The 24,956-nt window shown below is 60.6% G+C and carries 16 protein-coding genes and 1 pseudogene; 9 read left to right on the forward strand and 8 right to left on the reverse strand.

Annotated elements, in window-relative coordinates:
* Positions 1 to 185: 185 nt before the first annotated feature.
* The 3 genes from AC5LXK_RS33215 to AC5LXK_RS33225 form a co-directional block, all read right to left on the reverse strand.
* On the reverse strand, positions 186 to 1,319 hold the full coding sequence (locus AC5LXK_RS33215) for a porin (RefSeq protein WP_493394855.1): 1,134 nt from the start codon (positions 1,317 to 1,319) through the stop codon (positions 186 to 188).
* 363 nt (positions 1,320 to 1,682) lie between these two features.
* Positions 1,683 to 3,002: an MFS transporter gene (locus AC5LXK_RS33220; protein WP_493394856.1), complete on the reverse strand. Its 1,320-nt coding sequence runs from the start codon at positions 3,000 to 3,002 to the stop codon at positions 1,683 to 1,685.
* 137 nt (positions 3,003 to 3,139) lie between these two features.
* A complete protein-coding gene (locus tag AC5LXK_RS33225; RefSeq protein ID WP_493394857.1) occupies positions 3,140 to 3,826 on the reverse strand; it encodes a GntR family transcriptional regulator in 687 nt (228 codons plus the stop codon).
* 127 nt (positions 3,827 to 3,953) lie between these two features.
* Here AC5LXK_RS33225 and AC5LXK_RS33230 point away from each other — a divergent pair, with 127 nt between their 5' ends.
* Together AC5LXK_RS33230 and AC5LXK_RS33235 are read left to right on the forward strand one after the other, a co-directional pair.
* Positions 3,954 to 4,724 (forward strand): enoyl-CoA hydratase/isomerase family protein, encoded by a 771-nt coding sequence (locus tag AC5LXK_RS33230; RefSeq protein WP_493394858.1) that lies wholly within the window; start codon positions 3,954 to 3,956, stop codon positions 4,722 to 4,724.
* A 12-nt stretch (positions 4,725 to 4,736) separates the two neighbouring features.
* Complete coding sequence (locus AC5LXK_RS33235; protein WP_493394859.1) at positions 4,737 to 5,933, forward strand: CaiB/BaiF CoA transferase family protein; 1,197 nt, start codon at positions 4,737 to 4,739, stop codon at positions 5,931 to 5,933.
* Positions 5,934 to 6,058: 125 nt separating this feature from the next.
* Here AC5LXK_RS33235 and AC5LXK_RS33240 read toward each other — a convergent pair whose 3' ends face one another.
* Positions 6,059 to 7,015, reverse strand: coding sequence for a LysR family transcriptional regulator (locus tag AC5LXK_RS33240; RefSeq protein WP_493394860.1), 957 nt, complete (start codon positions 7,013 to 7,015; stop codon positions 6,059 to 6,061).
* A gap of 182 nt (positions 7,016 to 7,197) precedes the next feature.
* Here AC5LXK_RS33240 and AC5LXK_RS33245 point away from each other — a divergent pair, with 182 nt between their 5' ends.
* The 3 genes from AC5LXK_RS33245 to AC5LXK_RS33255 all read left to right on the forward strand — a co-directional run bounded on the left by AC5LXK_RS33245 (position 7,198) and on the right by AC5LXK_RS33255 (position 10,123).
* On the forward strand, positions 7,198 to 8,742 hold the full coding sequence (locus tag AC5LXK_RS33245; RefSeq protein ID WP_493394861.1) for an acetolactate synthase large subunit: 1,545 nt from the start codon (positions 7,198 to 7,200) through the stop codon (positions 8,740 to 8,742).
* Positions 8,743 to 8,854: 112 nt separating this feature from the next.
* Positions 8,855 to 9,271, forward strand: a complete 417-nt coding sequence (locus AC5LXK_RS33250; RefSeq protein WP_493394862.1) for a tautomerase family protein — start codon at positions 8,855 to 8,857, stop codon at positions 9,269 to 9,271.
* A gap of 45 nt (positions 9,272 to 9,316) precedes the next feature.
* Positions 9,317 to 10,123, forward strand: a complete 807-nt coding sequence (locus AC5LXK_RS33255; RefSeq protein WP_493394863.1) for an acetoacetate decarboxylase family protein — start codon at positions 9,317 to 9,319, stop codon at positions 10,121 to 10,123.
* Positions 10,124 to 10,467: 344 nt separating this feature from the next.
* On the opposite strand, the gene AC5LXK_RS33260 is transcribed toward AC5LXK_RS33255, so the two are convergent.
* Entirely contained in the window at positions 10,468 to 11,013 is a 546-nt protein-coding gene (locus AC5LXK_RS33260; protein ID WP_493394864.1) for a recombinase family protein, read from the reverse strand.
* An 862-nt stretch (positions 11,014 to 11,875) separates the two neighbouring features.
* Between AC5LXK_RS33260 and AC5LXK_RS33265 the strand changes: the two genes are divergently transcribed.
* The 4 genes from AC5LXK_RS33265 to AC5LXK_RS33280 all read left to right on the forward strand — a co-directional run bounded on the left by AC5LXK_RS33265 (position 11,876) and on the right by AC5LXK_RS33280 (position 20,936).
* On the forward strand, positions 11,876 to 18,787 hold the full coding sequence (locus AC5LXK_RS33265; protein WP_493395086.1) for an ESPR-type extended signal peptide-containing protein: 6,912 nt from the start codon (positions 11,876 to 11,878) through the stop codon (positions 18,785 to 18,787).
* 121 nt (positions 18,788 to 18,908) lie between these two features.
* Complete coding sequence (locus AC5LXK_RS33270) at positions 18,909 to 19,571, forward strand: OmpA family protein (protein ID WP_493394865.1); 663 nt, start codon at positions 18,909 to 18,911, stop codon at positions 19,569 to 19,571.
* Between the two features lie 139 nt (positions 19,572 to 19,710).
* Positions 19,711 to 20,016 carry an H-NS family nucleoid-associated regulatory protein gene (locus AC5LXK_RS33275; RefSeq protein ID WP_493394866.1) on the forward strand — a complete coding sequence of 102 codons (306 nt, stop codon included), beginning with the start codon at positions 19,711 to 19,713 and terminating at the stop codon, positions 20,014 to 20,016.
* 68 nt (positions 20,017 to 20,084) lie between these two features.
* On the forward strand, positions 20,085 to 20,936 hold the full coding sequence (locus AC5LXK_RS33280; RefSeq protein WP_493394867.1) for an EAL domain-containing protein: 852 nt from the start codon (positions 20,085 to 20,087) through the stop codon (positions 20,934 to 20,936).
* 475 nt (positions 20,937 to 21,411) lie between these two features.
* Here AC5LXK_RS33280 and AC5LXK_RS33285 read toward each other — a convergent pair whose 3' ends face one another.
* The 3 genes and pseudogenes from AC5LXK_RS33285 to AC5LXK_RS33295 form a co-directional block, all read right to left on the reverse strand.
* The gene (locus tag AC5LXK_RS33285; protein WP_493394868.1) at positions 21,412 to 21,975 is read right to left on the reverse strand and encodes a recombinase family protein; all 564 of its coding nucleotides are present in this window, start codon (positions 21,973 to 21,975) and stop codon (positions 21,412 to 21,414) included.
* Between the two features lie 569 nt (positions 21,976 to 22,544).
* On the reverse strand, positions 22,545 to 23,501 hold the full coding sequence (locus tag AC5LXK_RS33290) for a LysR family transcriptional regulator (protein WP_493394869.1): 957 nt from the start codon (positions 23,499 to 23,501) through the stop codon (positions 22,545 to 22,547).
* Between the two features lie 433 nt (positions 23,502 to 23,934).
* Positions 23,935 to 24,950, reverse strand: a pseudogene (locus AC5LXK_RS33295) (IS3 family transposase).
* Positions 24,951 to 24,956 lie beyond the last annotated feature (6 nt).

Consider the following 24,956-nt stretch of genomic DNA (forward strand, 5'->3'; position numbering starts at 1 on the left):
CAGCCTCCCGATCACACCGGGATGAACGAAGCATCGGCCCGCCGCTGTAGCGCACTCGGGACAACGCCTTTCGAGACCGCGGGCGCAGAACCAGGAGAGCATGGATAGAGCCCGCCGAAATAGAAACTGCCCGCGCGTCGTCGACGCGCGGGCAGTTGTCATGTGAAGCAGGCAGACGTCGCCGGTCAGAAGCTGTGCCGCAAGCCAGCCATGATGCCAAGCTGAGTGGATCCGTTAGCTGAGCTAACCCCGTTAAACCCTTGTAACTGCGAGCCGATCAGGCCACCGCGATACAACGAGTAGTCGGCCTCGAGATAGACGTCGGTACGACGCGACAGGCCATAGTCGGCCACGAGCTGGAACTGCGTGGCGTTGCCGTTCCCGCTCGTGGCTTTCCCGTCCTGAAGCGTGCGCCAGAAGTTGGCGGACAGGTGGGTCGATGCCCCGACCAACTGCGTGACGCCGCCGAAGAACATCTGACGCGACGAGAACTTGTTGAACCCCAGCGCAGTGAGTTGAGCCGGCGTGTAAGGACCGTTCGGGACATTGCCGACGAAAGCGGCGTCCTCCCGGTTGACGGCCCATCCCGCGTTGACCGTCGTCTTGCCGAACGTATAGGACGCACCGGCCGTCCACGCCTTGTAGTGGGCCGAGGTGTTCACGGCGTCGCGGGCATCGAGATAGGCAGCCGCAACACGAAGGGGGATCGCGGTAGGCAAATAAGCGATCGAGGCACCGATCTGGCTGCCTGCCCCGAACGCACCGGCGTTGCCTCCGAACGAATACGAAAGCTCGAGCGTGATGTCTTGCCAGCGCGCGGCGTACTTCGCCATGTTGCTGCTCCAGACCCCCTGCGCCATACCGACTTCCGGGCGGAACTCGTAGACGGTCGGGATCCATGCATTGGTGACGTAGGCCTGGACCACGGCATCCGACAACGGGTTCGTCTGACGGCCGAGCGTCAGGCGCCCGAACGTTGACGACTTGATGCCGACATAGGACGTGTTGAAGAACGGGTAGGCAGGATCCGTTGCCCCGCTATTCGCAAAGAAGCGATTCTCCAGTTGAAAAATGACTGCATTGCCGCCGCCGATGTCTTCGGTTCCACGCAGGCCCCAATGACTCTCGCTCAGACCACCGTTCGAAAGCTGTGTGACGCTGTCGCCGGCCTTGTTCGCATGCGTCATGTAACGGACCGCGGTGTCGATCGTGCCGTACAACGTGACCGACGATTGCGCGTGCGCTGCCGCGCCGTGCAGGGCAAGCCCTGCGATGACCATGCCCAGCGATACCGGTTTTTGGTTGATGCGAGATTTCATCGTTTTTCCGTTTGGTTTGCGAATGGGGAAACTGTCTCCGTATCCAGAGAATGCGCGATCCCAGAATCTCGGAAACTCGACGTATACTCTACGTTAGTTTACGTATACTAAATATAGGGGGACGCATCGCGCTCGCACGCCGACAAATCCGATAGGCGAGCGCATGGGAGGGATCAGGCGCGATCCCGTTGTCCGGCATGTGTGTCGGTTCGCGGATCGCCGGCTCTTGTGGGCGGGAAGCCCTTGTCGACGAAAACGCGTTCGCGGTCGCGTTCGGTGTCGAAACCGATGCGGCCGCGCAAATTTGAGACGGAGGGTGCGCCCAGTTGATGTTTGAGCGGGGGGCGCCGGGCGAGTGTGCGTCTAGCGCCGCCGCGGCGCGAAGACCAGCATGGCAATGCCCGCAGCTAGCGCAGAAGCGCCCAGGATCACGATGCCGCCGCGGAAACTGCCCGTTTGTTCTTTGATCACACCGAGCAACCAGGGCGTGACGAATCCCGACAGAACCGCGAGCGTATTGATCAAGGCAATTCCGGTCGCGGCGACCGGTGCGGACAGATATCCGGATGGGACTGTCCAGAAGACGGGGACTGCTGCCTGAATGCCGATGGCGGCAAGGCCCAGGAGCGCGACCGAGACCCCCAGCGACCAGCTCGATGATGCAAGCGCAAACAGGGCGGTGGCGCAGACGATGGCCGGTACCGCGAAATGCCAGCGACGCTCCATCCGATGGTCGGAATCCAGACCGTTCAACCACATGGCGAGGCCTGCCAGAATGCTCGGGCCGCCAATCAGCAGGCCGATCTCGAATATCGATTGCACGCCAAACGATCGGACAATTGCCGGTCCCCAGAAGGCGAGCCCGTAGGCAGCCGAGGTCGTCAGGTAGAAAACGAGTGCAAACGCATAGATGCGCCAGTCTTGCAGCACTTCGCGGAATGCCCCTGCGGAGTGCCCGCGGGATTCTTTCCCCTGCTCGGCGGCCAATGCGCACATCAGCGCCGCGCGTTCATCTGCGCTGAGGAAGCTTGCCGTTTCAGGGCGATCGCTCAGCTTGAAGTACGCGAAGACCGCGACGACGCAACTCGGGATGCCTTCGAGCAGGAACAGCCACTGCCATCCACGCAGTCCCAGATAATCGTTCATCCGGTCCATGATCAGTCCGGACAACGGGCCACCGACGACGCTGGCCACCACGATCGCGGACATGAAGGCCGCGATGATGCGCCCGCGACGATGCGGCGGCAGCCAGAGACTGAAGTAGTAGATGATGGCCGGAAAGAAGCCTGCCTCGCACATCCCGAGCAGCAAGCGAGCGATGTAGAACTGGGTCGGAGAGGCCACGAACATCGTCGCGGCGGACACCAGGCCCCAGCCGAACATGATGCGCAGGATCGTCTTGCGGACACCGATGCGAGCCAGCATGAAACTGCTGGGAACCTCGAACGCCATGTAGGTCAGGAAAAACAACCCTGCGCCAAGTCCGTATGCGGCATCGGAGATGCCGAGGTCCGCCTTCATCTGCAGGTGCGCGTAGCCGATGTTCAGTCGGTCCAGCGTACACAGCACGTACCCGAGAAAGAGCACGGGAAGAATGTGGCGCACAACCTTTCGGTAGACCAATTCGATGCTCGAATCCACCGCGGAGGGCGTTTGATCCGTTGCTGCCAGTTGATGTGACATATGTCCCTCGTTGTTGCGAGAGGACAAATGCTGGCCCAACGCCTGAGGTCCTCTGCGAATATGCAGAATGCCTCATGACGCTGGCCTTATCACTTAACGTATACCCTCTTTGAGTCTACGGATACATTAAGCGGAGATCATGATGCGATGCCGCTCATGACGGGCTGCTCGTTGGGCAGGAAGGCGATCATGTCGGCAAATGCGTTGCCGCCCGACGAAATGTGGTTCGCCATGGCTTGCGCAGCCCGGTCTTCATCGCCCGCAACGAGGGCGTCGAGGATCTCGCCATGTTCCTTCAGTGACGCGCGAACCCGTGCGGGACGCTCGAATCGAATGTCGATGATGCCGCGCATGCGTGCCCGCAACGTGCGCAACTGCTCGTTGAGATAGTCGTTGCGGCAGGCGTTGTAGATCGTGGTGTGGAAGCGGGTATTCGCCGTGCTGTAGGCGGTGGCATCGCCTTGCTCGGCCGCTTCGACGCAGGCGTCGAAACTCTCGCGAAGCGAGGTCAGTTCCTCTTGCGCGATTCGGCGTGCGGCAAGACGAGCCGCCAGCGATTCAAGGGCAGTCAGCACTTCATTCAGCCCGACGTACTCACGCAATGAAATCGACGAAACGATCGCGCCTTGCCTTGGGATGAGCGTGATCAGGCCGGTTGCCGCCAGTTGAAGTAAGGCTTCCCGCGCCGGCGTACGCGATACGCCGAAGCGCTTCACAAGCAGTTGCTCGTCGATCTGGGCGCCGCCTGGCAGCGTGCCGTTGAGAATCTCCTCCGCGAGTTCTCGACGAATCGAGTCTGCGAGGTTCTTTCTGTGGTCGGACATGGTCAATCTCGGATGGAAATTGCCTTCATGATACGCCTCCGACATTCGTGGCCGTACGTTAACTTAGGGAAAACCGCGATGACGTGACATCAATGTATACGTAATTATCGATCATCGTATACATTGAATGGATCTGAAGATGGAACTTGAATCGAATCCGCCGTCATTGGCCATTGACGGGCTGGTCGCCCGGATCACCCTTAACCGCCCGGCCCAGGCAAACCGGATCAGTCCCCAGGATATCGGGGTACTGTCAGGCCTGATCGAGGAGGTCAACGCCAGCAACGTGCTGGTGCTTCAGCTCCGCGGGAGCGGCAAGCACTTCTGCAGCGGCTTTGATCTGACCCAGGTCGCGCAGCGCACGGAAAAATCGGCATTCGAAGATCTTGCCAACGCGCTCGAGGACTGCCGTCCCGTCACGATCGCAGCCATCAACGGCGGGGTCTACGGCGGCGCAACGGATCTTGCGCTTGCATGCGATTTCCGTATCGGTGTGGACTCGACGGAGATGTTTATGCCCGCCGCTCGTCTCGGGCTGCATTTTTATCGTCGTGGCCTCGAGCGTTATGTTTCGCGTCTCGGCGTCGACACGGCAAAGCGGATGTTCTTGACGTGCCGGACCTTCAACGCCGAAGAGCTGCTCGCGTGCAGCTTTCTGACCGAATGCGTATCTCGCGAGCGGCTGGAAAGCCGGGTGGCCGAGCTCAGTGAGCTGCTTGCCTCGATGGCCCCGATCGCATTGCTTGGGATGAAGCGCCATCTCAACGCGATTGCGCGGCATGCACTCGATGCTGCCGCACTCGATGCCGACATCCGGCGTGCCGCGGCTTCTTCGGATTTTGTTGAAGGCACGTCGGCGTGGCACGAAAAGCGACGCCCTGTGTTCACGGGTCATTGACAGGTACGCACCATGACAAACCTCTCTCGCCCGGGCGCACTCGACAAGCTTCGCGTCCTTGATCTGTCGCGCGTACGCGCCGGTCCGACTTGCGTGCGCATGCTGGCCGACTTCGGCGCGGACGTCATTCGTATCGAACCGCCGCCCGGCGTCGACCCGAACGACAGCATGTTCGCGGAGCAGCGCCGCGGCGGCGACTTCCAGAACCTGAATCGCAACAAGCGCGGCCTCTCGCTGAACCTCAAGACCCGGGAAGGAATCGCGATCCTGCACCAGCTCGTCAAGACCGCGGACGTCGTCGTGGAAAACTGGCGTCCGGACGTCAAGCGGCGCCTCGGGATGGATTACGAGACCTTGAGCAAGCTCAATCCGCGCGTGATCCTTGCCAGCATTTCGGGTTTCGGGCAGGACGGCCCTTACGCGTATCGGCCGGGATTCGATCAGGTGATTCAGGGGATGGGCGGCCTCATGTCGATTACCGGTACGCCGGAGAGCGGCCCCGTGCGGGCGGGAATCGCCGTCGCGGATTCGAGTACCGGTCTCTACGCTGCACTCGGTATCCTGACCGCACTGTACGAGCGCGAGCGCAGCGGCCTCGGACAGTGGGTGCATACGAACCTGCTTCATGCGCAAATTGCGATGCTCGACTTCCAGGCCGCGCGCTATCTCGTTGAAGGCGCGATACCGGAGCCCGCCGGCAACGACCATCCCAGTGCGGCGCCGATGGGGGTGTTTCGTGCCGCTGACGGGGCGCTCACGCTCGGCGTGGCCGGAAATGGTCAGTGGTCTGCGTTGTGTCGCGCGCTCGCTCAGCCAGCGTGGATCGACGATCCATCCTTTGCGGACAACAAGGCGCGCGTCGCTAATCGGTCGCATCTCAACGCAGCATTGCAAACCGTGTTCAGTGCCGCGCCGGTTGCGCACTGGGTGGCATTGCTCAACGAAGCGGGAATTCCGGCCGGCCCCGTCTATACGGTGCCGCAGATGTTCGAGGACGAGCAGGTCAGGCATCTCGGGGTTGTGCAGAACGCCCGTGCGTCGGATGGTCGGCCGGTTCCCGTGATCGCACAGCCGGTCATTCTCGATCGGACGCCGGCGCGGGTCGATACGGCCGCGCCGGATCGTGGCGAGCACTCGGACGAGATTCTCGAAGAACTCGGTTATTCATCCGATGGCATTGCGGAGTTGCGTCGGGCACAGGTTGTTTAATCGCGTAGCAGCCTGGGCATCTCAAACTTCGAGCGTTCGCGGTTCGTTGTTCAGCTTGCGGGCTGAGTAGCAACCGCGGCGACCGTGGTGTTGTGCCTGTATTTGTGCCAAAGCGATTACGTGAATCACTCAACCTGGTGAGGCCGTATCGCCTTGGCGCCTTTTTTGCGAGATTTGGGCTCCTCGCTGATCGGAATAGTGTCGCGCGCCATGGCGGCAGGCAGATCCGCCTTGAGCAATTCGATCCACGCGTGTGTCTTCGCTTCGAGAAACTTGCGGGAGGGCATCAACACATAGACGCCGACGTCAGGCGAGCGCCATTTCGGCATGACTTGCACGAGTTCGCCGCTGCGCAACTTGTCGAGTATCGCGAAGCCGGGCAGCAGTGCGATGCCGAGTCCACGGCATGCCGAATACAACACGGCCTCGGGGTGATCGCCCACCAGGGGCCCCTCAGGCTCGATCGAATAACTGGTTTTTCCGTCGGTCAGTTCCCAGTGGGGTGTCGTGGACGGATTAATCAGCCGCAGGCAAGCATGGCGAGCGAGATCCTCAGGGGTCTTGGGCGAGCCGTGGCGCTTGAGGTAGTCGGGTGTGGCACACAGCACACCGTGAATCACGCCGAGCTGCTGGGCCACCATGCTGGAATCCGGCAGTTTCCTCGACAGATAGACGCTGACGTCCACACCCTCTGCCAGCAAATCCGGCACGTATTGCGAAGAAGAGTATTCGACCGTGACAGCCGGGTACATCGCGCAATACTTCGCCACAAGCGGTACCACGTAGCGGTCACCGAAGCTCGCCATGCACAGCACGCGCAGCCTGCCGGTCGGTTGAATTCGTGCACCGCTCGCTTCATCTTCGGCTTCCGTGACCAGTTCCAGGATGGTGCGGCACTGATTGGCGTAGCGTTCGCCGGCACTGGTGACCGAGAGACGCCGGGTCGTTCTCTGCAGCAATTTGGTCTGCAATCGATTCTCCAGCTCGGAGACGAGCCGCGACACTTGCGCCGTCGTAAGCCCCATATGTTCCGACGCAGCCGTGAAGCTCCCGGCTTCCACGACCCGCAGGAACGCGGTCATCGCATGGAGCAACCCATAGTCTAGATTTTTGCGCATGACGTAACAATATTTCAGATCGGGCCGTATTTTTGCAGAATATCCGAAAAGTTAGGATCAGCGCATTCGGTGTTGCACGAAGTCTGCCGCAGTGACCGCAGTGTGCAACGGTGGAGTGAGTCGGTTCTATCTGGAGGTGTTCCAACATGAACGGTGCTGAAAGTTTGCTGCGTTCGCTGATCGCAAGTGGTGTGGAAGTCTGCTTCGGAAATCCGGGCACGTCCGAGATGCACTTTGTGGCGGCGCTCGATTCCGTTGAAGGCATGCGACCGATCCTCGGTCTTTTTGAAGGGGTGGTGACGGGCGCGGCCGATGGCTACGCGAGAATGGCGCGCAAGCCCGCCGCGACACTCCTGCATCTCGGCCCGGGGCTTGCCAACGGACTTGCCAATCTTCACAACGCGCGCCGTGCATCAAGCGCGGTCGTCAATATCGTGGGCGACCATGCTGCGAGCCACGCGCGCTACGACGCACCGCTCTCGTCGGATATCAAGAGCTTCGCCCGTCCGGTGTCGGACTGGATCCATTCCGCAAGCAGTGCCTTGACGGTCGGTGCCGATGCCGCGCGTGCCGTGCATGCGTCGATGGAAGGAGCCGGGCAGATTGCCACACTGATCCTGCCCGCAGATACCGCGTGGTCGCAAGCCGACGGCGTGGCCGAACCGCTCCCGCTACCCTTGCCGGCGCGCGTGAGCGACGCCACGATCACGCACGTTGCCGAACTCGCGCGAAGCGGCGTACGTACGGCGTTCCTGCTGCGCGGCAACGCGTTGCAGGGTGAGGGCCTTCTGGCCGCCGGCCGCATCGCGGCGAAGACCGGAGCCAGGCTCCTCTGCGATACCTTTGCACCGCGCATCGAACGAGGTATCGGGCGAGTGAATGTTGAGCGCTTGCCGTACTTTGCGGAGCAAGCTGTCGATTTTCTGGCGGCAATCGATGTGCTCGTGCTGGTCGGTGCGCAGCCTCCCGTCAGCTTCTTCGGTTACCCGGACAAACCCAGCTGGCTGACGCCGGAAGGTTGTCGCATCGCGGTTCTCTCGCATCCGCACGAAGACGGCGTGGCGGCGCTCGCGGCACTGGTCGACGTGCTTGGCGCGCAACGGGCCGTCTCCCGGATCAACGAGGGTGCTGCAGGCACTTACACACCAGACGGCAGGCTCGACGGGGCGTCGATCATGCGCAGTGTCGTGAAGCATCTGCCCGAGAACGCGATCATTGCCGAAGAGGCGTCCCTCGCCATGGCGTACTCGGGGCTCGCTGAGTGCGCCGCACCGCACGACTTGTTGACCCTGACCGGTGGAGCAATCGGCTGCATGATGCCCGTTTCGATCGGGGCGGGGGTCGCATGCCCTGATCGGAAGGTCGTCAACCTCCAGGGCGACGGTAGCGCCATGTACACGCTTCAGTCGCTCTGGACACAGGCGCGAGAAAGTATCGACGTCGTGACCGTCGTCTACGCGAATCGGGGTTACCGCATCCTCGCCAACGAGCTTTCCCGCGTGGGCGCTTGCACGGATGGTGCGCGTGCCGCCTCCATGCTCGATCTGGACAATCCGGCACTCGACTGGGTCGCACTCGCGCGAGGTATGGGTGTGGAGGCTGTTCGTGTCGATACCGCCGCAACATTCGATGCTGCCTTCGCCCACGCGATGAAGCGGCGCGGCCCGATGCTGATCGAGGCGGTCATCTAGGTATTCAGTCGACCGATCGAGCCAGTTTTAAGTATTCATATTATGTATTCCTAATTAAATTTCAGTGCCCGTCACTTGACGCGGCACCAAACGAACGGAGGTTTTTATGCCCATGACGCACGTTTCGATGCGCAAGGGAAAGTCCGCGCAGTTTCGTACAGCGGTCCTGAAGGGGATTCACGCGTCGCTGCAGGCGACCCTGGGAATTCATCCGCAGGCGTTCTTCATGACCGTCACCGAGCATGACGACGCCAATTTCCTGGCGAACACCACGTTTCCCTTCGAGCGCAGCCCGGGTCTGCTGCTGATCCAGATCACGCTGACCGCCGGACGCGGCGCCGAGGACAAGCAACGCTTTTATCAGCACCTCGTCGAGACGCTGCAAGTCGATCCCGGTGTCGATCCCGCGGATGTCTTCATCAACCTCATCGAAGTGGCGAGCGAGAACTGGTCGCCCGGAAACGGGCTCGCCGGCCGCAATGCAGTCATCCGGGGCGACGACGCTCGCACCACCCCGGAAGCAAGCTGACGCAACCGCGTCGATCAATTTCTGTTCATTCATCCTGGAGTCATCATGTCCAAGCCGTATGCTGTTCCTCTCTCGCCCCGCGGTCTGTCGAGCATCGCACCGCCGCCGCCGTGGCACTACTCGGGCGACTTTCTGCTCGTCGAGTTCTGGGCCGATCCCGCTGCAGTGGCCGCTGTGCTGCCCAAAGGGCTGACCCTCGATCCGGCGTCGCCCGGCCACGCGACTGCGCTCTTCATCGACTGGCAGTTCACCGGTGAGAACGACGAAATGCTCGACCCGGCCCGCTATCAGTACCGGGAATTCTTCGTGCTGGTCGACGCGATCTACGATGGCAAGCCGGTTTCGTTCTGCCCGTACATCTTCGTGGACAACGATTCGGCGATCATGCGCGGCTTGATTCAAGGCTTCCCGAAGCGATACGGGCAGGTGCATCAAACGCGCTCGTTCGCGGCGCCGAGCCCGGCGGCCGCGCCGGTGGCAGCGGGTACCCGCTTTGGCGCGACGGCGTCGACGGCAGGGCAGCGCATCGCGCGGGCGGAGGTCAAGCTGCAGTCGGCGGTGGAAGACGTTTCGACGCTCAGCATCGCCGGGCGCCCGCTGGTGAATCTGCGGTACTTCCCGCGTCTTGCAGCGGGTCAACACGACGCGCCTGCTGTGAACGAGCTGGTGCTGTCGGTGACGGACAACGCGCAGATCGCGAATGTGTGGGCCGGTGAAGGCAAGCTCGTGTTCCCGCTTGTCGACGGCGAAGAGATTTCGGATCTCCAACCGCTGCGCGTGGGTGCCGGTTTCCGCGGCTCGCTGGCTTACAGCGTGACGGATCTGAAGCTGCTCGCCGACAACACGAAGTAACGCACGTGTTGACTCGAGGTCGGGGTGCGCAGTGCTCGATCGTGGCGAGCGCGATTGGGGAAAGTAGTAGCCGAGCAAAGGCAGTCGGTGAGGGCGCTTCCCCAAACCGACCTCGAGCGCAATATCAACAGAACCGGCGGCTCCTGGCGACCGCCAAACTGTCACATGCTGACCAACAGAACCTTATGCTAGGTCGGATATCTTGATGCGACTGTGGCGTAGATATTCGTTCTTCCAGCTCGGCACTTGAGGATTGCTTCGACGCCGCTATCTGGCGGTATGAATTCTAGTTGTTTCGGATTTTTGGCGCGATATTCTTGATCATAATGCGAGATTGATTGAGATTATCCTTTAATAATTCTTTTCACGGTTCTTGGGTTGACTTCAAAATAAGATGCAACCTCGTCAATTGATTTATCGCGAAGCAATTCTAGTGCCAGAATACGTTGCTCATTATCCAATGACGGCTTTCTTCCTAGTGAAATGCCTCGCGCGCGAGCTGCCGCCATACCGGCACGTGTTCGCTCGCTGATCAGATTTCTTTCAAACTGAGCCAGTGCCGCCATCATATGAAATACCAAGAGGCCGCTGGACGACTTCGTATTGATTGATTCTGTCAGCGATTCAAATTCAACTCCACGTCCTTCTAAATCGCTGACGAGTTCGATCAGTTTTCCCAGCGACCGGCCGAGGCGATCCAATCGCCAGACCATAAGGCAATCTCCACAGGAAAGTCGGCTAAGTACCGAATCGAGCCCAGGTCGCGAGAACTTGGCGCCTGAGACACCCTGATCAATGAAGATCTCGCCGCAACCTGCATTCCGAAGAGCATCTATCTGAAGATCTAGATGCTGCTCATCTGTAGAAACTCGAGCGTACCCGATTAGCATCTGATTCCCCCGATGATCGACGCGCAGGCAGATCCGGCGAGCGCATCGAAGGTGGATTCGTTTTGCTCTAAACGCCCTGCGCGTAGTTGGGCTGAATATTGCTTTCCGTATTTCAAAGTGTCCCTATGAGAAGTCGACGCTCAGGATTCGCGCGGCGACCCGTCTGCTGCGCGCGGCGCAGACACATTGTCAAGATGTGTGAAGCCGTTCAAATTCTACTAGACAAAAGGGTTCCTTTTTGCCGGGCCAGCTGAACGCTGCTTTTGCTTCGCATTTCCTTCGACAAAACAGCAACTTACAAAACCATACAAATTTATTTCGAAGAATGCCCCAAAGGAACCTTTTTGCCGAATTTCAACTGACCAATGGTGGGCTCCAGCGTTGGGGGTTGGAAGGAAGGCTTGTCTCTTGACGGCCTGGTGGGGCGATCGAGAATTTCGCACGTATTTTTCCCGCGGCGGTTGCGTGTGGCGCCCCTCTATCTCTCTGTGTGAGAGGGCCGGGTATCGATGCGCGGCACGACGTTGTCCTCGCTAAGGCGAAACGGCGGGTGTTCCGTTTCTTGATTTTCGAGGGGGCTTTCGACCGCGAAATATGGTGATCGAGCGATTTGCGCTCGGGGTGGAGCGCGCTCTAACGGAATCTGGGGAGTAGTCGTTCCTGATTTTAATTTTATATATGAATTAAATCGCATTGTCCATTCATGGACGTGATGCGCATGCTTGCGTGATTTTTTGTGAGAGAGGTGCGTCAGTTTGCGTGCGAATCGAATTTATCCGTTATTAATTTAATCTTTATTTATCTGAATTTATCGTCCTCGCTTTGGCCGAGAAATGGATATTAATAATCCAGGGATCATATAATGAATCGTATTTACCGGACTATATGGAACCAGGCGCTTGGCGCATGGGTGGCGGCCTCGGAGCTGGACTCGGCACATGGCAAGGGCGGGCGCTCGGCAACAACAACGGTAGTGGCGCTGGCCGTCGGTCTGCTGTTGGCCGGGGGAATGAATGCGGCCAATGCGGTGGTTTATCCACCGAGTGGGACAGCCCCCAACAACTGCACCACGGGAGTAGGCACTTTCCTGGGGCGCACTTTTGCTGCTGAGGTGGGCCCTATCGATGGATCCGGAACCTACTCCAACGTGATTGGATGTAGCGCGAACGGAGGAGGTTATCAAGGCCCCAATACCGGGGTGACGTTGTTCGGTGCTTATACTACGGCGACAGGCAATGGGGCCGTGGCAATCGGCATGGCCGGATTAGCAGGCAACCTCGGCACTACCGTCGGCAATTTTTCGACTGCCTCAGGTACGTCGAGTTCGGCGTATGGCGCGAGCGCAACGGCCTCCGGCAATTACGCGTCGGCATTCGGTGCTGCCACATCTGCGACGAACACTGGTTCGGTCGCGATTGGAGACAACGCTACTTCCGGTGCGGTCTCCGCGGCGACGGACGGTATCGCGATCGGCGGGCAAGCATCAGTTGCGGCCGCGGCGACGTCGGGTATTGCTATCGGTCGTGGGGCTACCGCGAGCGGCGCATACGGTATCGCGCAAGGTGACGGCATCGTCTCCGGCGCAACCGGTCAGAACGTCGCGATCGGCTCGTCGGGCACCACCGCCAATAGCGGTACCGCGAACGGCGGCGCCGTGGCCATTGGCCGCGCGCAGACGGCCAGCGGCGACGGTGCGATTGCTCTCGGCACCAGCAACTCGGCAAGCGGCACGGGCGCGGTCACGCTCGGCAGCGGCAACTCGGCGAACGGCATCGGTGCGGTTGCGCTGGGCAGTGGCAACAGCGTGACGGGTACGGGTTCGGTCGGTATCGGCAGTGGCGCCACGGCGTCTTATGCTGGTTCGAGCGCAATCGGCGCCTCGTCGTATGCGGGCGGGGCTTCGGCGCCTGCCTCCGCTTTCGGGAACGGAAGTTCCGCGACGGCGAACTATGCGACCGCGATCGGCGTCAATGCCAGCGCTGCTGGCGGCGGCAGCGTGGCGCTTGGCGTGGCGACGGCAAGTGCGCTCCAGAGCGTTGCAATCGGCCAGCAAACCGTGGCGTCCCAGGCCGGAAACATTTCGATCGGTTCGTTTGCGACGGCCAGCGGCAACGGCAATGCGGTTGCGATGGGCTATCAATCGACCGCTTCGGCCGGCAACGCGATGGCGCTCGGCTACCTGTCGACGGCCAATGTAGCCAACTCCGTTGCCCTCGGTAACAACTCGGCGACGATTGGTGCGGCGGGTACGGCGACCGGCGGCACCAGTTCGGTCACCTCCGCCACGATTGGTGGCCAGACGTTCGGCAACTTTGCCGGCGCAAGCGCTGCCAACGGCGTTGTCAGCGTCGGCACGGGGGGCAACGAGCGCCGCATCCAGAACGTCGCGGCCGGTCTCGTCACCCAGTCCAGCACCGACGCCATCAACGGCAGCCAGCTCTATTCGGTCGCGAGCACGACGACGTCGAGCATCACGAGCCTGTCGACATCGGCGTCGACGGGTCTGTCGTCAGCCAATAGCTCGATCACGTCGCTGTCGACCTCCACGTCGACGGGTCTGTCTTCGGCTACCAGCTCCATCGGTTCGCTGTCGACTGGCCTCAGCTCGACCAACAGCTCGGTCACGTCGCTGTCCTCGTCGACCTCGACCGGCCTGTCGTCGGCCAATAGCTCGATCACGTCCCTGTCGACCTCCACGTCGACGGGCCTCTCGTCGGCTACCAGCTCGATCGGTTCGCTGTCGACTGGCCTCAGCTCGACCAACAGCTCGGTCACGTCGCTGTCCTCGTCGACCTCGACCGGCCTGTCGTCGGCCAACAGCTCGATCACGTCCCTGTCGACCTCCACGTCGACGGGCCTCTCGTCGGCTACCAGCTCGATCGGTTCGCTGTCCACCGGCCTGAGCTCGACCAACAGCTCGGTCCTGTCGCTGTCCACGTCGACGTCGACCGGCCTGTCGTCGGCCAATAGCTCGATCACGTCCCTGTCGACTTCCACGTCGACGGGTCTGTCTTCGGCTACCAGCTCCATCGGCTCGCTGTCCACCGGCCTGAGCTCGACCAACAGTTCGGTCCTGTCGCTGTCCACCTCGACGTCGACCGGCCTCTCGTCGGCCACCAGCTCGATCGGCTCGCTGTCGACCGGCCTGAGCACGATCACGACGAAAACGAACAACCTCGGCACCAGCACGGCATCGGCACTCGGCGGCGGCTCCACGTACGACCCGGTGACCGGGACCGTCTCCGCACCGGCGTACACGACTTACAACGCGAACGGCACGACATCGACTGCCAACAGCGTCGGCTCGGCGATCAACAACATCAACAGCCAGGGCATCAAGTACTTCCACGCGAACTCGACCGGCGCCGACAGCACCGCGACCGGCACCGACGCCGTCGCCATTGGCAGCGGCGCTGTCTCCAGCGGGAACGATGCCGTCGCGCTTGGCCTCGGCTCCACCGCCAGCACGATCAATTCCGTCGCGCTTGGCGCCAACTCGCAGGCCACCGCCCCGGCCGTCGGCACGAGCAGCGCAACCGTCGGCGGCGTGACGTTCGGCGGATTCGCCGGCACTGCGCCGGTGGGCACCGTGAGCGTCGGCAGCGCCGGCAACGAACGACAAATCACCAACGTCGCCGCCGGCCAGGTGACCGCGACCAGTACCGATGCGATCAACGGCAGCCAGCTTTATTCGGTCGCCCAGCAAGTCGGTACTGCGACCAGCGCCATCTCGTCGCTGTCCACCGGCCTGAGCTCCACCAACAGCTCGGTTACGTCGCTGTCCTCGTCGACTTCGACGGGTCTCTCTTCGGCTAACAGCTCGATCACGTCGTTGTCCACGTCGACTTCGACGGGTCTCTCGTCGGCTAACAGCTCGATCACCTCGTTGTCCACGTCGACTTCGACGGGTCTCTCGTCGGCTAACAGCTCGATCACGTCGCTGTCGACCTCGACTTCGACGGGTCTCTCGTCGGCTAACAGCTCCATCACGTCGCTTTCGACTTCCACGTCGACGGGTCTGTCGTCGGCTAACAGCTCGATCACGTCGCTGTCCACGTCGACCTCGACGGGTCTGTCGTCGGCTAACAGCTCGATCACCTCGTTGTCCACGTCGACCTCGACGGGTCTGTCGTCGGCTAACAGCTCGATCACGTCGCTGTCGACCTCCACGTCGACCGGCCTCTCGTCGGCTAACAGCTCGATCACGTCCCTGTCGACTTCGACTTCGACCGGCCTCTCGTCGGCTAACAGCTCGATCACGTCGCTCTCGACTTCCACGTCGACGGGTCTCTCGTCGGCGAATAGCTCGATCACGTCGCTGTCGACTTCGACCTCGACCGGTCTGTCGTCGGCCAACAGCTCGATCACCTCGTTGTCCACGTCGACCTCGACGGGTCTGTCGTCGGCTAACAGCTCGATCACGTCGCTGTCGACCTCCACGTCGACCGGCCTCTCGTCGGCTAACAGCTCGATCACGTCCCTGTCGACTTCGACTTCGACGGGTCTGTCGTCGGCTAACAGCTCGATCACCTCGCTTTCGACTTCCACGTCGACGGGTCTGTCGTCGGCTAACAGCTCGATCACGTCGCTCTCGACCTCGACTTCGACGGGTCTGTCGTCGGCTAACAGCTCGATCACGTCGCTCTCGACTTCGACTTCGACGGGTCTCTCGTCGGCTAACAGCTCGATCACGTCGCTGTCGACCTCCACGTCGACCGGCCTCTCGTCGGCTAACAGCTCGATCACGTCCCTGTCGACTTCGACTTCGACGGGTCTCTCGTCAGCGAACAGCTCGATCACGTCGCTGTCGACTTCGACCTCGACGGGTCTCTCGTCGGCGAATAGCTCGATCACGTCGCTGTCCACGTCGACCTCGACCGGTCTGTCGTCGGCCAACAGCTCGATCACCTCGTTGTCCACGTCGACCTCGACGGGTCTGTCGTCGGCGAACAGCTCGATCACGTCGCTGTCCACGTCGACTTCGACGGGTCTGTCGTCGGCCAACAGCTCCATCGGTTCGCTGTCGACTTCGACTTCGACCGGCCTGTCTTCGGCTAACAGCTCGATCACCTCGCTCTCGACTTCCACGTCGACGGGTCTGTCGTCGGCTAACAGCTCCATCACGTCGCTCTCGACTTCCACGTCGACGGGTCTGTCGTCGGCTAACAGCTCGATCACGTCCCTGTCGACCTCGACTTCGACGGGTCTGTCGTCGGCGAACAGCTCGATCACGTCCCTGTCGACCTCGACTTCGACGGGTCTGTCGTCGGCGAACAGCTCGATCACCTCGCTGTCGACCTCGACTTCGACGGGTCTGTCGTCGGCGAATAGCTCGATCACGTCCCTGTCGACCTCGACTTCGACGGGTCTCTCGTCGGCTAACAGCTCGATCACGTCGCTCTCGACTTCCACGTCGACGGGTCTGTCGTCGGCGAACAGCTCGATCACGTCTCTGTCGACCTCGACTTCGACGGGTCTCTCGTCGGCCAACAGCTCGATCACCTCGCTCTCGACTTCGACTTCGACGGGTCTGTCGTCGGCGAACAGCTCGATCACGTCCCTGTCGACCTCGACTTCGACGGGTCTGTCGTCGGCGAACAGCTCGATCACGTCCCTGTCGACCTCGACTTCGACGGGTCTGTCGTCGGCTAACAGCTCGATCACGTCCCTGTCGACTTCCACGTCGACCGGCCTCTCGTCGGCTAACAGCTCGATCACGTCCCTGTCGACCTCGACTTCGACGGGTCTGTCGTCGGCGAATAGCTCGATCACCTCGCTGTCCACGTCGACCTCGACCGGCATCAACTCGCTGTCGACCGGTTTGAGTTCGACCAACAGCTCGGTCGCGTCGCTGTCGACCTCGACCTCGACGGGTCTGTCCTCGGCGAACAGCTCGATCTCGTCCCTGTCGACCTCGACTTCGACCGGCCTCTCGTCGGCCAACAGCTCGATCACGTCGCTGTCGACGTCGACTTCGACCGGCATCAGCTCGCTGTCGACCGGCCTGAGCAGCACGGACAGCACGATCCTGTCGCTGTCGACTTCGACGTCGACCGGCATCGGCTCGCTGTCCACCGGCCTGAGCACGACGAACAGCTCGGTGACGTCGCTGTCCACGTCGACCTCGACCGCGATCAACGCCGCGAAGACGCACTACTACAGCGTCAACGACAACGGCGTGCAGCAAAACAACTACAACAACGACGGCGCAACGGGCACCAACGCCCTCGCAGCCGGCGTGAACGCCAGCGCGGCGGGCGCCAGCAGCGTGGCAGTCGGCGACGGCTCGAACGCCCAATCGGCAGGTGCAGTCGCAATCGGCCAGAACGCATCGGCAACGGGCGGCAAGGCGGTGTCGATCGGCTCCGGCAACACGGCGTCCGGTGACGGCGCAGTGGCGATCGGCGACCCGAGCATCGCGACGGGTACCGGCGCAGTGGCGATGGGTGCGAACGACACGGCAACCGGCAACGGCGCAGTGGCGCTCGGCAACGCGAACACGGCAAACGGCGCCAGCGCACTCGCCCTCGGCAGCTCGAACCAGGCGCTCGCCGACAACACGATCGCACTCGGCAACCAGGCCACGGCCAACGCCGTCGGCGCCCAGGCCTACGGCTCGAGCGCAACGGCAAGCGCGGCCGATTCGCTCGCCTTCGGCTCGAACGCGCTGGCCAATGTCGCCAACTCGATCGCGCTCGGTGCGAACTCGGTCACCAGCACCGCGAACCCGACGTCGAGCGCCACGATCGGCGGCGTGCAGTACTTCTTCGCAGGCAGCTCGCCGGTTGGCGTGGTGAGCGTCGGCGCACCGGGTCAGGAACGCCAGATCACGAACGTCGCCGCCGGCCAGATCTCGGCCACCAGCACGGACGCGATCAACGGCAGCCAGCTCAACGCGACGAACAACGCGATCAACACGCTGTCGACGTCCACCGCGTCGAACGTCGCATCGCTGTCGACCGGCATCAACTCGCTGTCGACCGGCCTGAGCGCGACGAACAGCTCGGTGTCGTCGCTGTCCACGTCGACCTCGACCGCGATCAACTCGCTGTCGACGGGCCTGAGCTCGACCAACAGCAACGTCAACTCGCTGTCGACGTCGACTTCGACCGGCATCGGTTCGCTGTCCACCGGCCTGAGCACGACGAACAGCAACGTGGCCTCGCTGTCGACCGGCGTGACGAACATCAACAACACGCTGAACTCGCTGTCGACGACGGTCAACAACAACACGACGCGTGCCGCAAACAACAACGGCATCGCGGCCGACATGAACGGCAAGGGCACCGATCTGCCGACGGTCACTGCCGGCTCCAACTCGGTGGCGATCGGCGCGAATTCGAACGACGGCGGTCGCTCGAACGTGGTGTCGGTCGGTAGCGACACGCAGCAGCGCCAGATCACGAACGTCGCGCCGGGTACGCAAGGCACCGACGCGGTGAACGTGAACCAGTTGACGCAGGTGCAGACGACGCTGTCGACGGCACTGTCGGGCCAGCAGTCGCAAATCAACTCGCTGGGTTCGCAACTGCAGCAGACCGACCAGATGGCGAAGCAGGGTATCGCGGCCGTCGGTGCGATGGCGTCGATCCCGGCGCTCGATCGCGACGCCAACTTCGGGATGGGTGTGGGCACGTCGACCTTCCTCGGCCAGAAGGCGATGGCGGTCAACATGCAGGCGCGCATCACGGAAAACCTGAAGGCGTCGATCAACGGCGGTTTCAGCGGCGGTCAGAAGGTGATCGGCGCAGGCATGCTGTACCAGTGGAAGTAACGCGTCGCGCCGCCCGCCCGTCCGGCTCGCCAGCCGGACGGCCCGCGGCCCCGACGGCAGGACGAGCCCGCTGCGCACCGCGCGGCGGGCCTCGGTCAACCCAAGCTTTAAGGACGTCACCGTGAACAAACTCGCTCTTGCGCTCGCGCTTTCCGCAACGGCCCTCGCCGCGTGCTCGACCGCATCCGGCCCGACTTTCAGCGCCTCCGAACTGCAGCCGCGCGACGGCGTGCGTACCTTCCAGGTGGACTGCCACGGCCTGCTGTCGGGCCCGCAGACCTGCATGAAGGCCGCCCGCAAGATCTGCGGCGACCAGCCCGTGCGCGCGATCGACTCGGCCCGCGCGCTGCGCGACAAATCCGATCCGGCAACGCTGGTCTTCCAGTGCGGCGCCGCGCCGGCCAAACCGGCCTCGGCCGCTGAGCCGGCCGCCGCCGCCGTCGAACAAATCAACCTGTCGGGCGACGCGCTGTTCGCCACCGATCACGCCACGCTCACGCCGACCGCGCGCGAATCGCTCGACCGGCTGCTGAGCGAGCGCGCCGACCATACGTACTCGCAGGTGACGGTCACCGGCTTCACGGATTCGGTGGGCAGCGACGACTACAACCTCGCGCTGTCGAAGCGCCGCGCCGAGGCCGTCGCCGCCTATCTGAAGGGGCACGGGCTGAAGGCCGACTCGATGACGGTCACCGGCCGCGGCAAGGCCGATCCGGTTGCGTCCAACGAGACGCCGGAAGGCCGCGCCAGCAACCGCCGCGTCGAGATTCTCATGCTGAAATAAGCAGCAGAATTGATCGTCGTGGCCAACGCATAGAGATGCTTTGGCACATTGCCAGGTTGGCCGGAGTTCTTTCCTCAGGGACTGTCCGGATGCTTTAATTATTGATTACCTATCTGGTCTGATAAATAGAGAGCGTGTTGTGAAGAGCTATCAGGATCTTTTGGCTGATCTGGAGAAAATAAAGATTGACATCGACCTCGTGAGAGAGAATGAGGCGCGACTGTTGGCGGGGCGGGTGTTGTCTATTTTTAAGGAGAGCGGCATTGATCTCGTTACTATTCTTGATGTGGCGGAACTGGATCGAAAAAAAGAGAAAAGAAAAATTAAACCAAAGTACTGGAATCCAGATACTGGTGCGACCTGGAGCGGTCGAGGTCGTACTCCACGATGGCTGATCGGAAAGAACTTTGAAGATTACGTAATCCGCGATACGGATGAAATATAAAAAATAAAAGGAGATGGATGATATTTTCAACTATTTTATGAAAAATATGAACATAAAAGGAGTAGGGTGTGACTCGTGAGTCAGTGGAAATTAATTCTCAATCAGCGCCGCAGACTCGTTCCGCCTTCTCGCAGGGGCATGGTCGCCAATGCGATTCATTGCTCATTAGTCGTGTGCATGTGGGGTTTGACCGCGGCGAGTTCCAAGTAGCATTCCAACCGATTGTCGACGTTGGAACAGGAGCATTGCAGGCGGTTGAGTGCCTGTTGCGCTGGCAACATCCGGATTACGGCCTGCTATTGCCAGGATGCTTTACGGCCGCGTTCGAAGATCACAATGCGGCGCAGAGAGCAGCGCACCTCGTCATTGAGCGAGCTGTTCGCGAGCTCGCGAACCTGCAGCGCAGGGGACTGCGGCTGCCACGCATGTCCGTTAACATCGAGCCGTTTCAGTTGCTTGACGCTACGCTCGCGCCGACCATCGAAGGATGGTGTACCCGTTACGGAGTTTCGCCATCATTGATCGAACTGGAGATGGTGGAAACCGAGGACGTATCGAGTCTCTTCGTCACGGATGTATTTACGCGCCCGCTTACCCAACTTGGCGTGCGTCTAGCACTCGATGATTTCGGATCGGGATATGCGTCACTGAGGACGCTTGCCGTAGCGAGGTTTGATACCGTCAAGCTTGCGGGTGAGTTGTTCAGGGGTGTACCGCAGTCGCATCGATATTGTACGGTAGTCGCAGCTACTCTCGATCTTCTCGCAAGACTCGACGTGTCGATTGTCGTCGAAGGAGTCGAGACGCAGGAGCAGTTGCATTGGTTGCTTCGATATCCGGAAATTCAGGCGCAGGGCTTTCATATCGGTCGACCAAAGATGAGTCTCACGGAAGCCATCGATATCGCGCCCTCGCATTGAAGTCGGATTGCATCTCAAGAATTGCAGGAACAACGGTCTGCCCGCGGATGTCCTCCACGGGTCAAGATTCGCGACCAGCTGGATTCACATGACGCCTGCTGTGTGCGGGCAAGACATCTCGATCCTCAATGCGGGTACGTCGATACGGTTTCGTTTACTCCTGATGGGGTGGGTACATTTGTCAGCATATGACCTGCTTGGCGATTTTTTGAATTAGCTCAAACTGAGGGAGTGGTTTCCAAGGGAAAACTGGGAGTCGTGAAGAATAACCGACTCATGGAAGAGCCGATGGTTACGATCGTGCACGTGGGGGCAAGACTTCGGTCACGGAGATAGCGAAGAAGCACGGGGGCAGCGAACAAACGATCTGAACCTGGCGATAACATATCGGCAGGGCTGGGCGCTGCCGACGTGGAGCGCCTCATGCAGCTTTGAAGCCATGCGAACAAACCAGGCAGGTCAGATCGGATTGAATTTACGTTTCAGGGATGCTTCCACGCGCCACGTAACGCCTCAACGTTCGATAGTCGATGTTCATGATCTTCGAAACTTCAAGTTTGCTATGAATCTCCAGCAGTTCGAACATTCGAGCACACTGATTGACATCTAGGGCGCGTGGTCGCCCCAATCTCTTCCCACGCCGTTTGGCACTGGCGAGACCAGCACGGGTTCGCTCGCTTATCAGCGCCCGCTCGAACTCGGCCAAAGCCGCGATCAAATGAAACGTAAACGTTCCTACCGGTGATCCGGTGTCGATACTCTCGGTCAACGACACGAATTGAACGTTGGATTCTCGAAATCCGTTTATGATCGATATCAAGTTGATCAGCGATCGGCCGAGCCTGTCAAGGCGCCATACGACGATTGTTGTTCCGGCGACAGCCGATTCGAGCACATGGTTCAATCCTGGTCTTTGGAAGCTGGCGCCAGAAATTCCCTGGTCGGAAAAGATTACGTCGCATCCGTATGCCTGCAGCGCGTCGATTTGCATATCGAGGTTCTGCTCATCGTTTGACACTCGGGCGTAGCCGATTTTCATTTGTCACTCACTTTTCAATCAGCTATGCTGATCATAAAATTGTTATGTTATTGATAGAATGTTGCAGAGTTCGATATCCTGTCGCTCTTCATATCATGTCGCGAGCGAAGCATCGATGCTGAATTCGTATCGTTTGTGTCCTTTGCATTTAACTGTGAGGCTAGCTGCGACGTTGTCCAGGCCGGTTATAAAAAAAACATCGTGAACATGTGCGAGGCGACTGAGGCGCGTGCGCAAGCAACTGTTGCTGCAGAGTCAGATATGCGTACGGTCGTTCACCAAAGGTACTTGTCCGGCTCACCGTCACATTCGGCTCAACACCTCGTGATTGGGCACCTGATATCGGGAATGCGTCGCTTGCCGATATCGAGGGGTGTTTTAGCGGTGATCGGTGTGGAAAGAGAGAGGTTGAAGGAGCGGTCGGCACCGGCCGCTCCTGGCCGTGGTATCGCATCAGCGGTCGACAGAGGTTGCCTCACGCAGTGGCAGTCTAGGCGAACCATCCTTGAATTGCGGTCAATGCGTCGTTGAACGTTACTCAGGTAAGCGTGCCCGGCTTGGAGCCACGTTCAGATTTGCCGCTTGAAATCGGGTAGGCCGTGATCCTTGCGAATCATCTGCACCAGTTGGACGAGATTCGCCGATACTTGTCGTCGGCTCGGGTAGTACATCACGAACGGCTCGACGGGAGGGGCCCATTCAGGCATCACTAGGACTAGACGGGCACTCTCGAGATGTTGCGTAATGCGTTGCTTCAGACAATACGCGATTCCCACACCAGCCAATGCGGCCTCAACCACCGCGTCGGTCTCGTTGAGGATTACGCGGCCAGACACGTTGATCTTGCACGCCCGCATGCCGGTGCCAAGTTCCCACTGATAGAGCGATTCGTCGCCGAGTCGCATACCGATGCAGGAGTGTCTGTGCAGTTCTGACGGGTCACGCGGTGCGCCGTGTAAGCGCAAGTAGTCGGGCGAGGCAACCATGATCCATTCGAGATCGGGCGTAAGTCGAATCCCGACCATGTCTTGCGGCACGCTGCGGCCATAGCGAATGCCAGCGTCAAACCCACCTTTGACGATGTCGACCATGGCGTCGTCGACCGCGACCTCAATTCGTGATTCCGGAAAGCGGTTCAGATAGCGTCCCAGAATTGGGCTGATCAGCAATTTGGACGCATCGCGAGGTACGTTCAGACGAATCAGTCCTGACGGCGTGTTGCGGAGCTGGGACAACTCGGCTAGCGCACCCTCGATTTGCTCGAAGCCAAGATCTAGGCCACGCGCGAGTGCGGCGCCGGCGTCGGTTGTCGAGATCGAGCGCGCATTACGGTTCAACAGCTTGACGCCGAGCTTCTCTTCGAGGCTGCGCAACGCGTGGCTCAACGCGGAGGTGCTTACGCCCAGCTCTGCAGCGGCGAATCGGAAACTCTTGCGGCGACAGATGACGGTGAACGCTTTCAGCGCGGCCAGGTCGTTGCGGCTATAGGTTGGCACGGTTGTGTTCTGCAGTGGAGGCTGTTGCACGCGTTTCCGCGCGTTTGACCTTCAAATTCTTGAGTGCCGCAATTCGAAAGTCAATCGCAGTTTCGGATTTTGGACAAGCTGGGAGCAGCGGTCAGGATTGCTAAAATCGGACGAATTCAGGGGCGACTCGCTGATGTACCGAACTGCCCCGCAGGATGGGCGCTTTCCAGTCGATACGTAGAGGGAGTCCGGTCTATTTTGAGCGATCATTCCTGAAAATCTGCCGCTCTAGTGCGAGTGGTTTATTGGTGTCGCGCTGCGTGGCGCTTCTGCGCAACACGCAGAGCTGATGCGTCGGTTGGATCTCTGTTACGGCGCACGTTTCAGCAGTCAAAGGCGGGTTGAGTGGGCGTGTGTTGCTGCCGGTGAGCTGGTGATCACGGCATTGTGACCCGCCCCCGGTTTTGGTCCGAACTGCAATTAGAGTCAGAGGTTAAAACTGCTGCTTTGCATCGTGCGCCAGAGCGAACTGCACAGGTGTCAGATGGCCGAGTGAACTATGAGGCCGCTCGGTGTTGTACTCGATACGCTATTCCGCAATCAGCCGCTTGTCGTGGCGCATTGAGACGAACCAGTGCTCGTTCAGGCATTCACCGCGGAACCGCCCGTTGAGGCTCTCGATATAGGCATTCTCTACCGGTTTGCCAGGCCGAATGAACGACAGCGTGACACCGGCTTCGTAGGCCCGCGCATCCAGCACCTTACCAGCGAACTCCGGCCCGTTGTCGACCGTGATGGATGCGGGTCAACCTCGCATCTCCTTGAGACGCTCGAGCACTTGCTGCACGCGAAGGCCCGGCAGCGATGTATCGACCTCGATCACCTAGCACTCGCGCGTGTAGTCGTCGACCACGTTCAGGCATCGAAACCGCCGACCATAGGCCAGCCCGTCAGAAACGAAGTCCATTGACCAGCTCTGATTCGGGTCTGTTGGTAACGGCAGCGGCGTGCGCTCGACAGCCGCAATACGCTTGCGCACGCTCAGTCCCGCCTTGATGTGCAGGCGCCAGATGCGCTTGTGGTTGGCGAAGCAGCCATCTCGCTGTAACAACACGTGAATCCGGTGATAGCCGTAACGGTGCTTCTGCGCAGCGATGGCCGTCATCCGGCCAGTCAGTGCTTCATCGTCAACTCGGCGGCGTGATTCGTAGTGGAACAGCGAGCGCGAAATCCCTACCAGCCCGCAGGCCCGGGTAACACCCATGGCGCGTTCGGTCATCACGATTCGGACCGCTTCGCGCTTGGCCTGCGGGCTTGCTATTTTCGGGCCAGCAGGCGCTTGAGCTTGTTGTTCTCCTGCTCTAGTTCCTTCAGGCGCCGCGCTTCGGAGACCGTCATCCCGCCGAACTTCGCTTTCCAGTTGTAGTAGGTCGCTTCCGAGATGCCGTACTTGCGGCACAGCTCCGCCGGCTTCAGGCCAGCCTCGGCTTCCTTCAAGATGCAGATGATTTGCTA

Source organism: Burkholderia pulmonis (assembly GCF_984667975.1).

Coding starts and splice junctions, on each gene's coding strand:
- AC5LXK_RS33240 (WP_493394860.1), bottom strand. CDS start 7,015: ATGACCGCGTTCCTGCGGGTCGTGGAAGCCGGGAGCTTCACGGCTGCG.
- AC5LXK_RS33235 (WP_493394859.1), top strand. CDS start 4,737: ATGACAAACCTCTCTCGCCCGGGCGCACTCGACAAGCTTCGCGTCCTT.
- AC5LXK_RS33225 (WP_493394857.1), bottom strand. CDS start 3,826: ATGTCCGACCACAGAAAGAACCTCGCAGACTCGATTCGTCGAGAACTC.
- AC5LXK_RS33255 (WP_493394863.1), top strand. CDS start 9,317: ATGTCCAAGCCGTATGCTGTTCCTCTCTCGCCCCGCGGTCTGTCGAGC.
- AC5LXK_RS33230 (WP_493394858.1), top strand. CDS start 3,954: ATGGATCTGAAGATGGAACTTGAATCGAATCCGCCGTCATTGGCCATT.
- AC5LXK_RS33250 (WP_493394862.1), top strand. CDS start 8,855: ATGACGCACGTTTCGATGCGCAAGGGAAAGTCCGCGCAGTTTCGTACA.
- AC5LXK_RS33260 (WP_493394864.1), bottom strand. CDS start 11,013: ATGCTAATCGGGTACGCTCGAGTTTCTACAGATGAGCAGCATCTAGAT.
- AC5LXK_RS33215 (WP_493394855.1), bottom strand. CDS start 1,319: ATGAAATCTCGCATCAACCAAAAACCGGTATCGCTGGGCATGGTCATC.
- AC5LXK_RS33220 (WP_493394856.1), bottom strand. CDS start 3,002: ATGTCACATCAACTGGCAGCAACGGATCAAACGCCCTCCGCGGTGGAT.
- AC5LXK_RS33265 (WP_493395086.1), top strand. CDS start 11,876: ATGAATCGTATTTACCGGACTATATGGAACCAGGCGCTTGGCGCATGG.
- AC5LXK_RS33285 (WP_493394868.1), bottom strand. CDS start 21,975: ATGAAAATCGGCTACGCCCGAGTGTCAAACGATGAGCAGAACCTCGAT.
- AC5LXK_RS33245 (WP_493394861.1), top strand. CDS start 7,198: ATGAACGGTGCTGAAAGTTTGCTGCGTTCGCTGATCGCAAGTGGTGTG.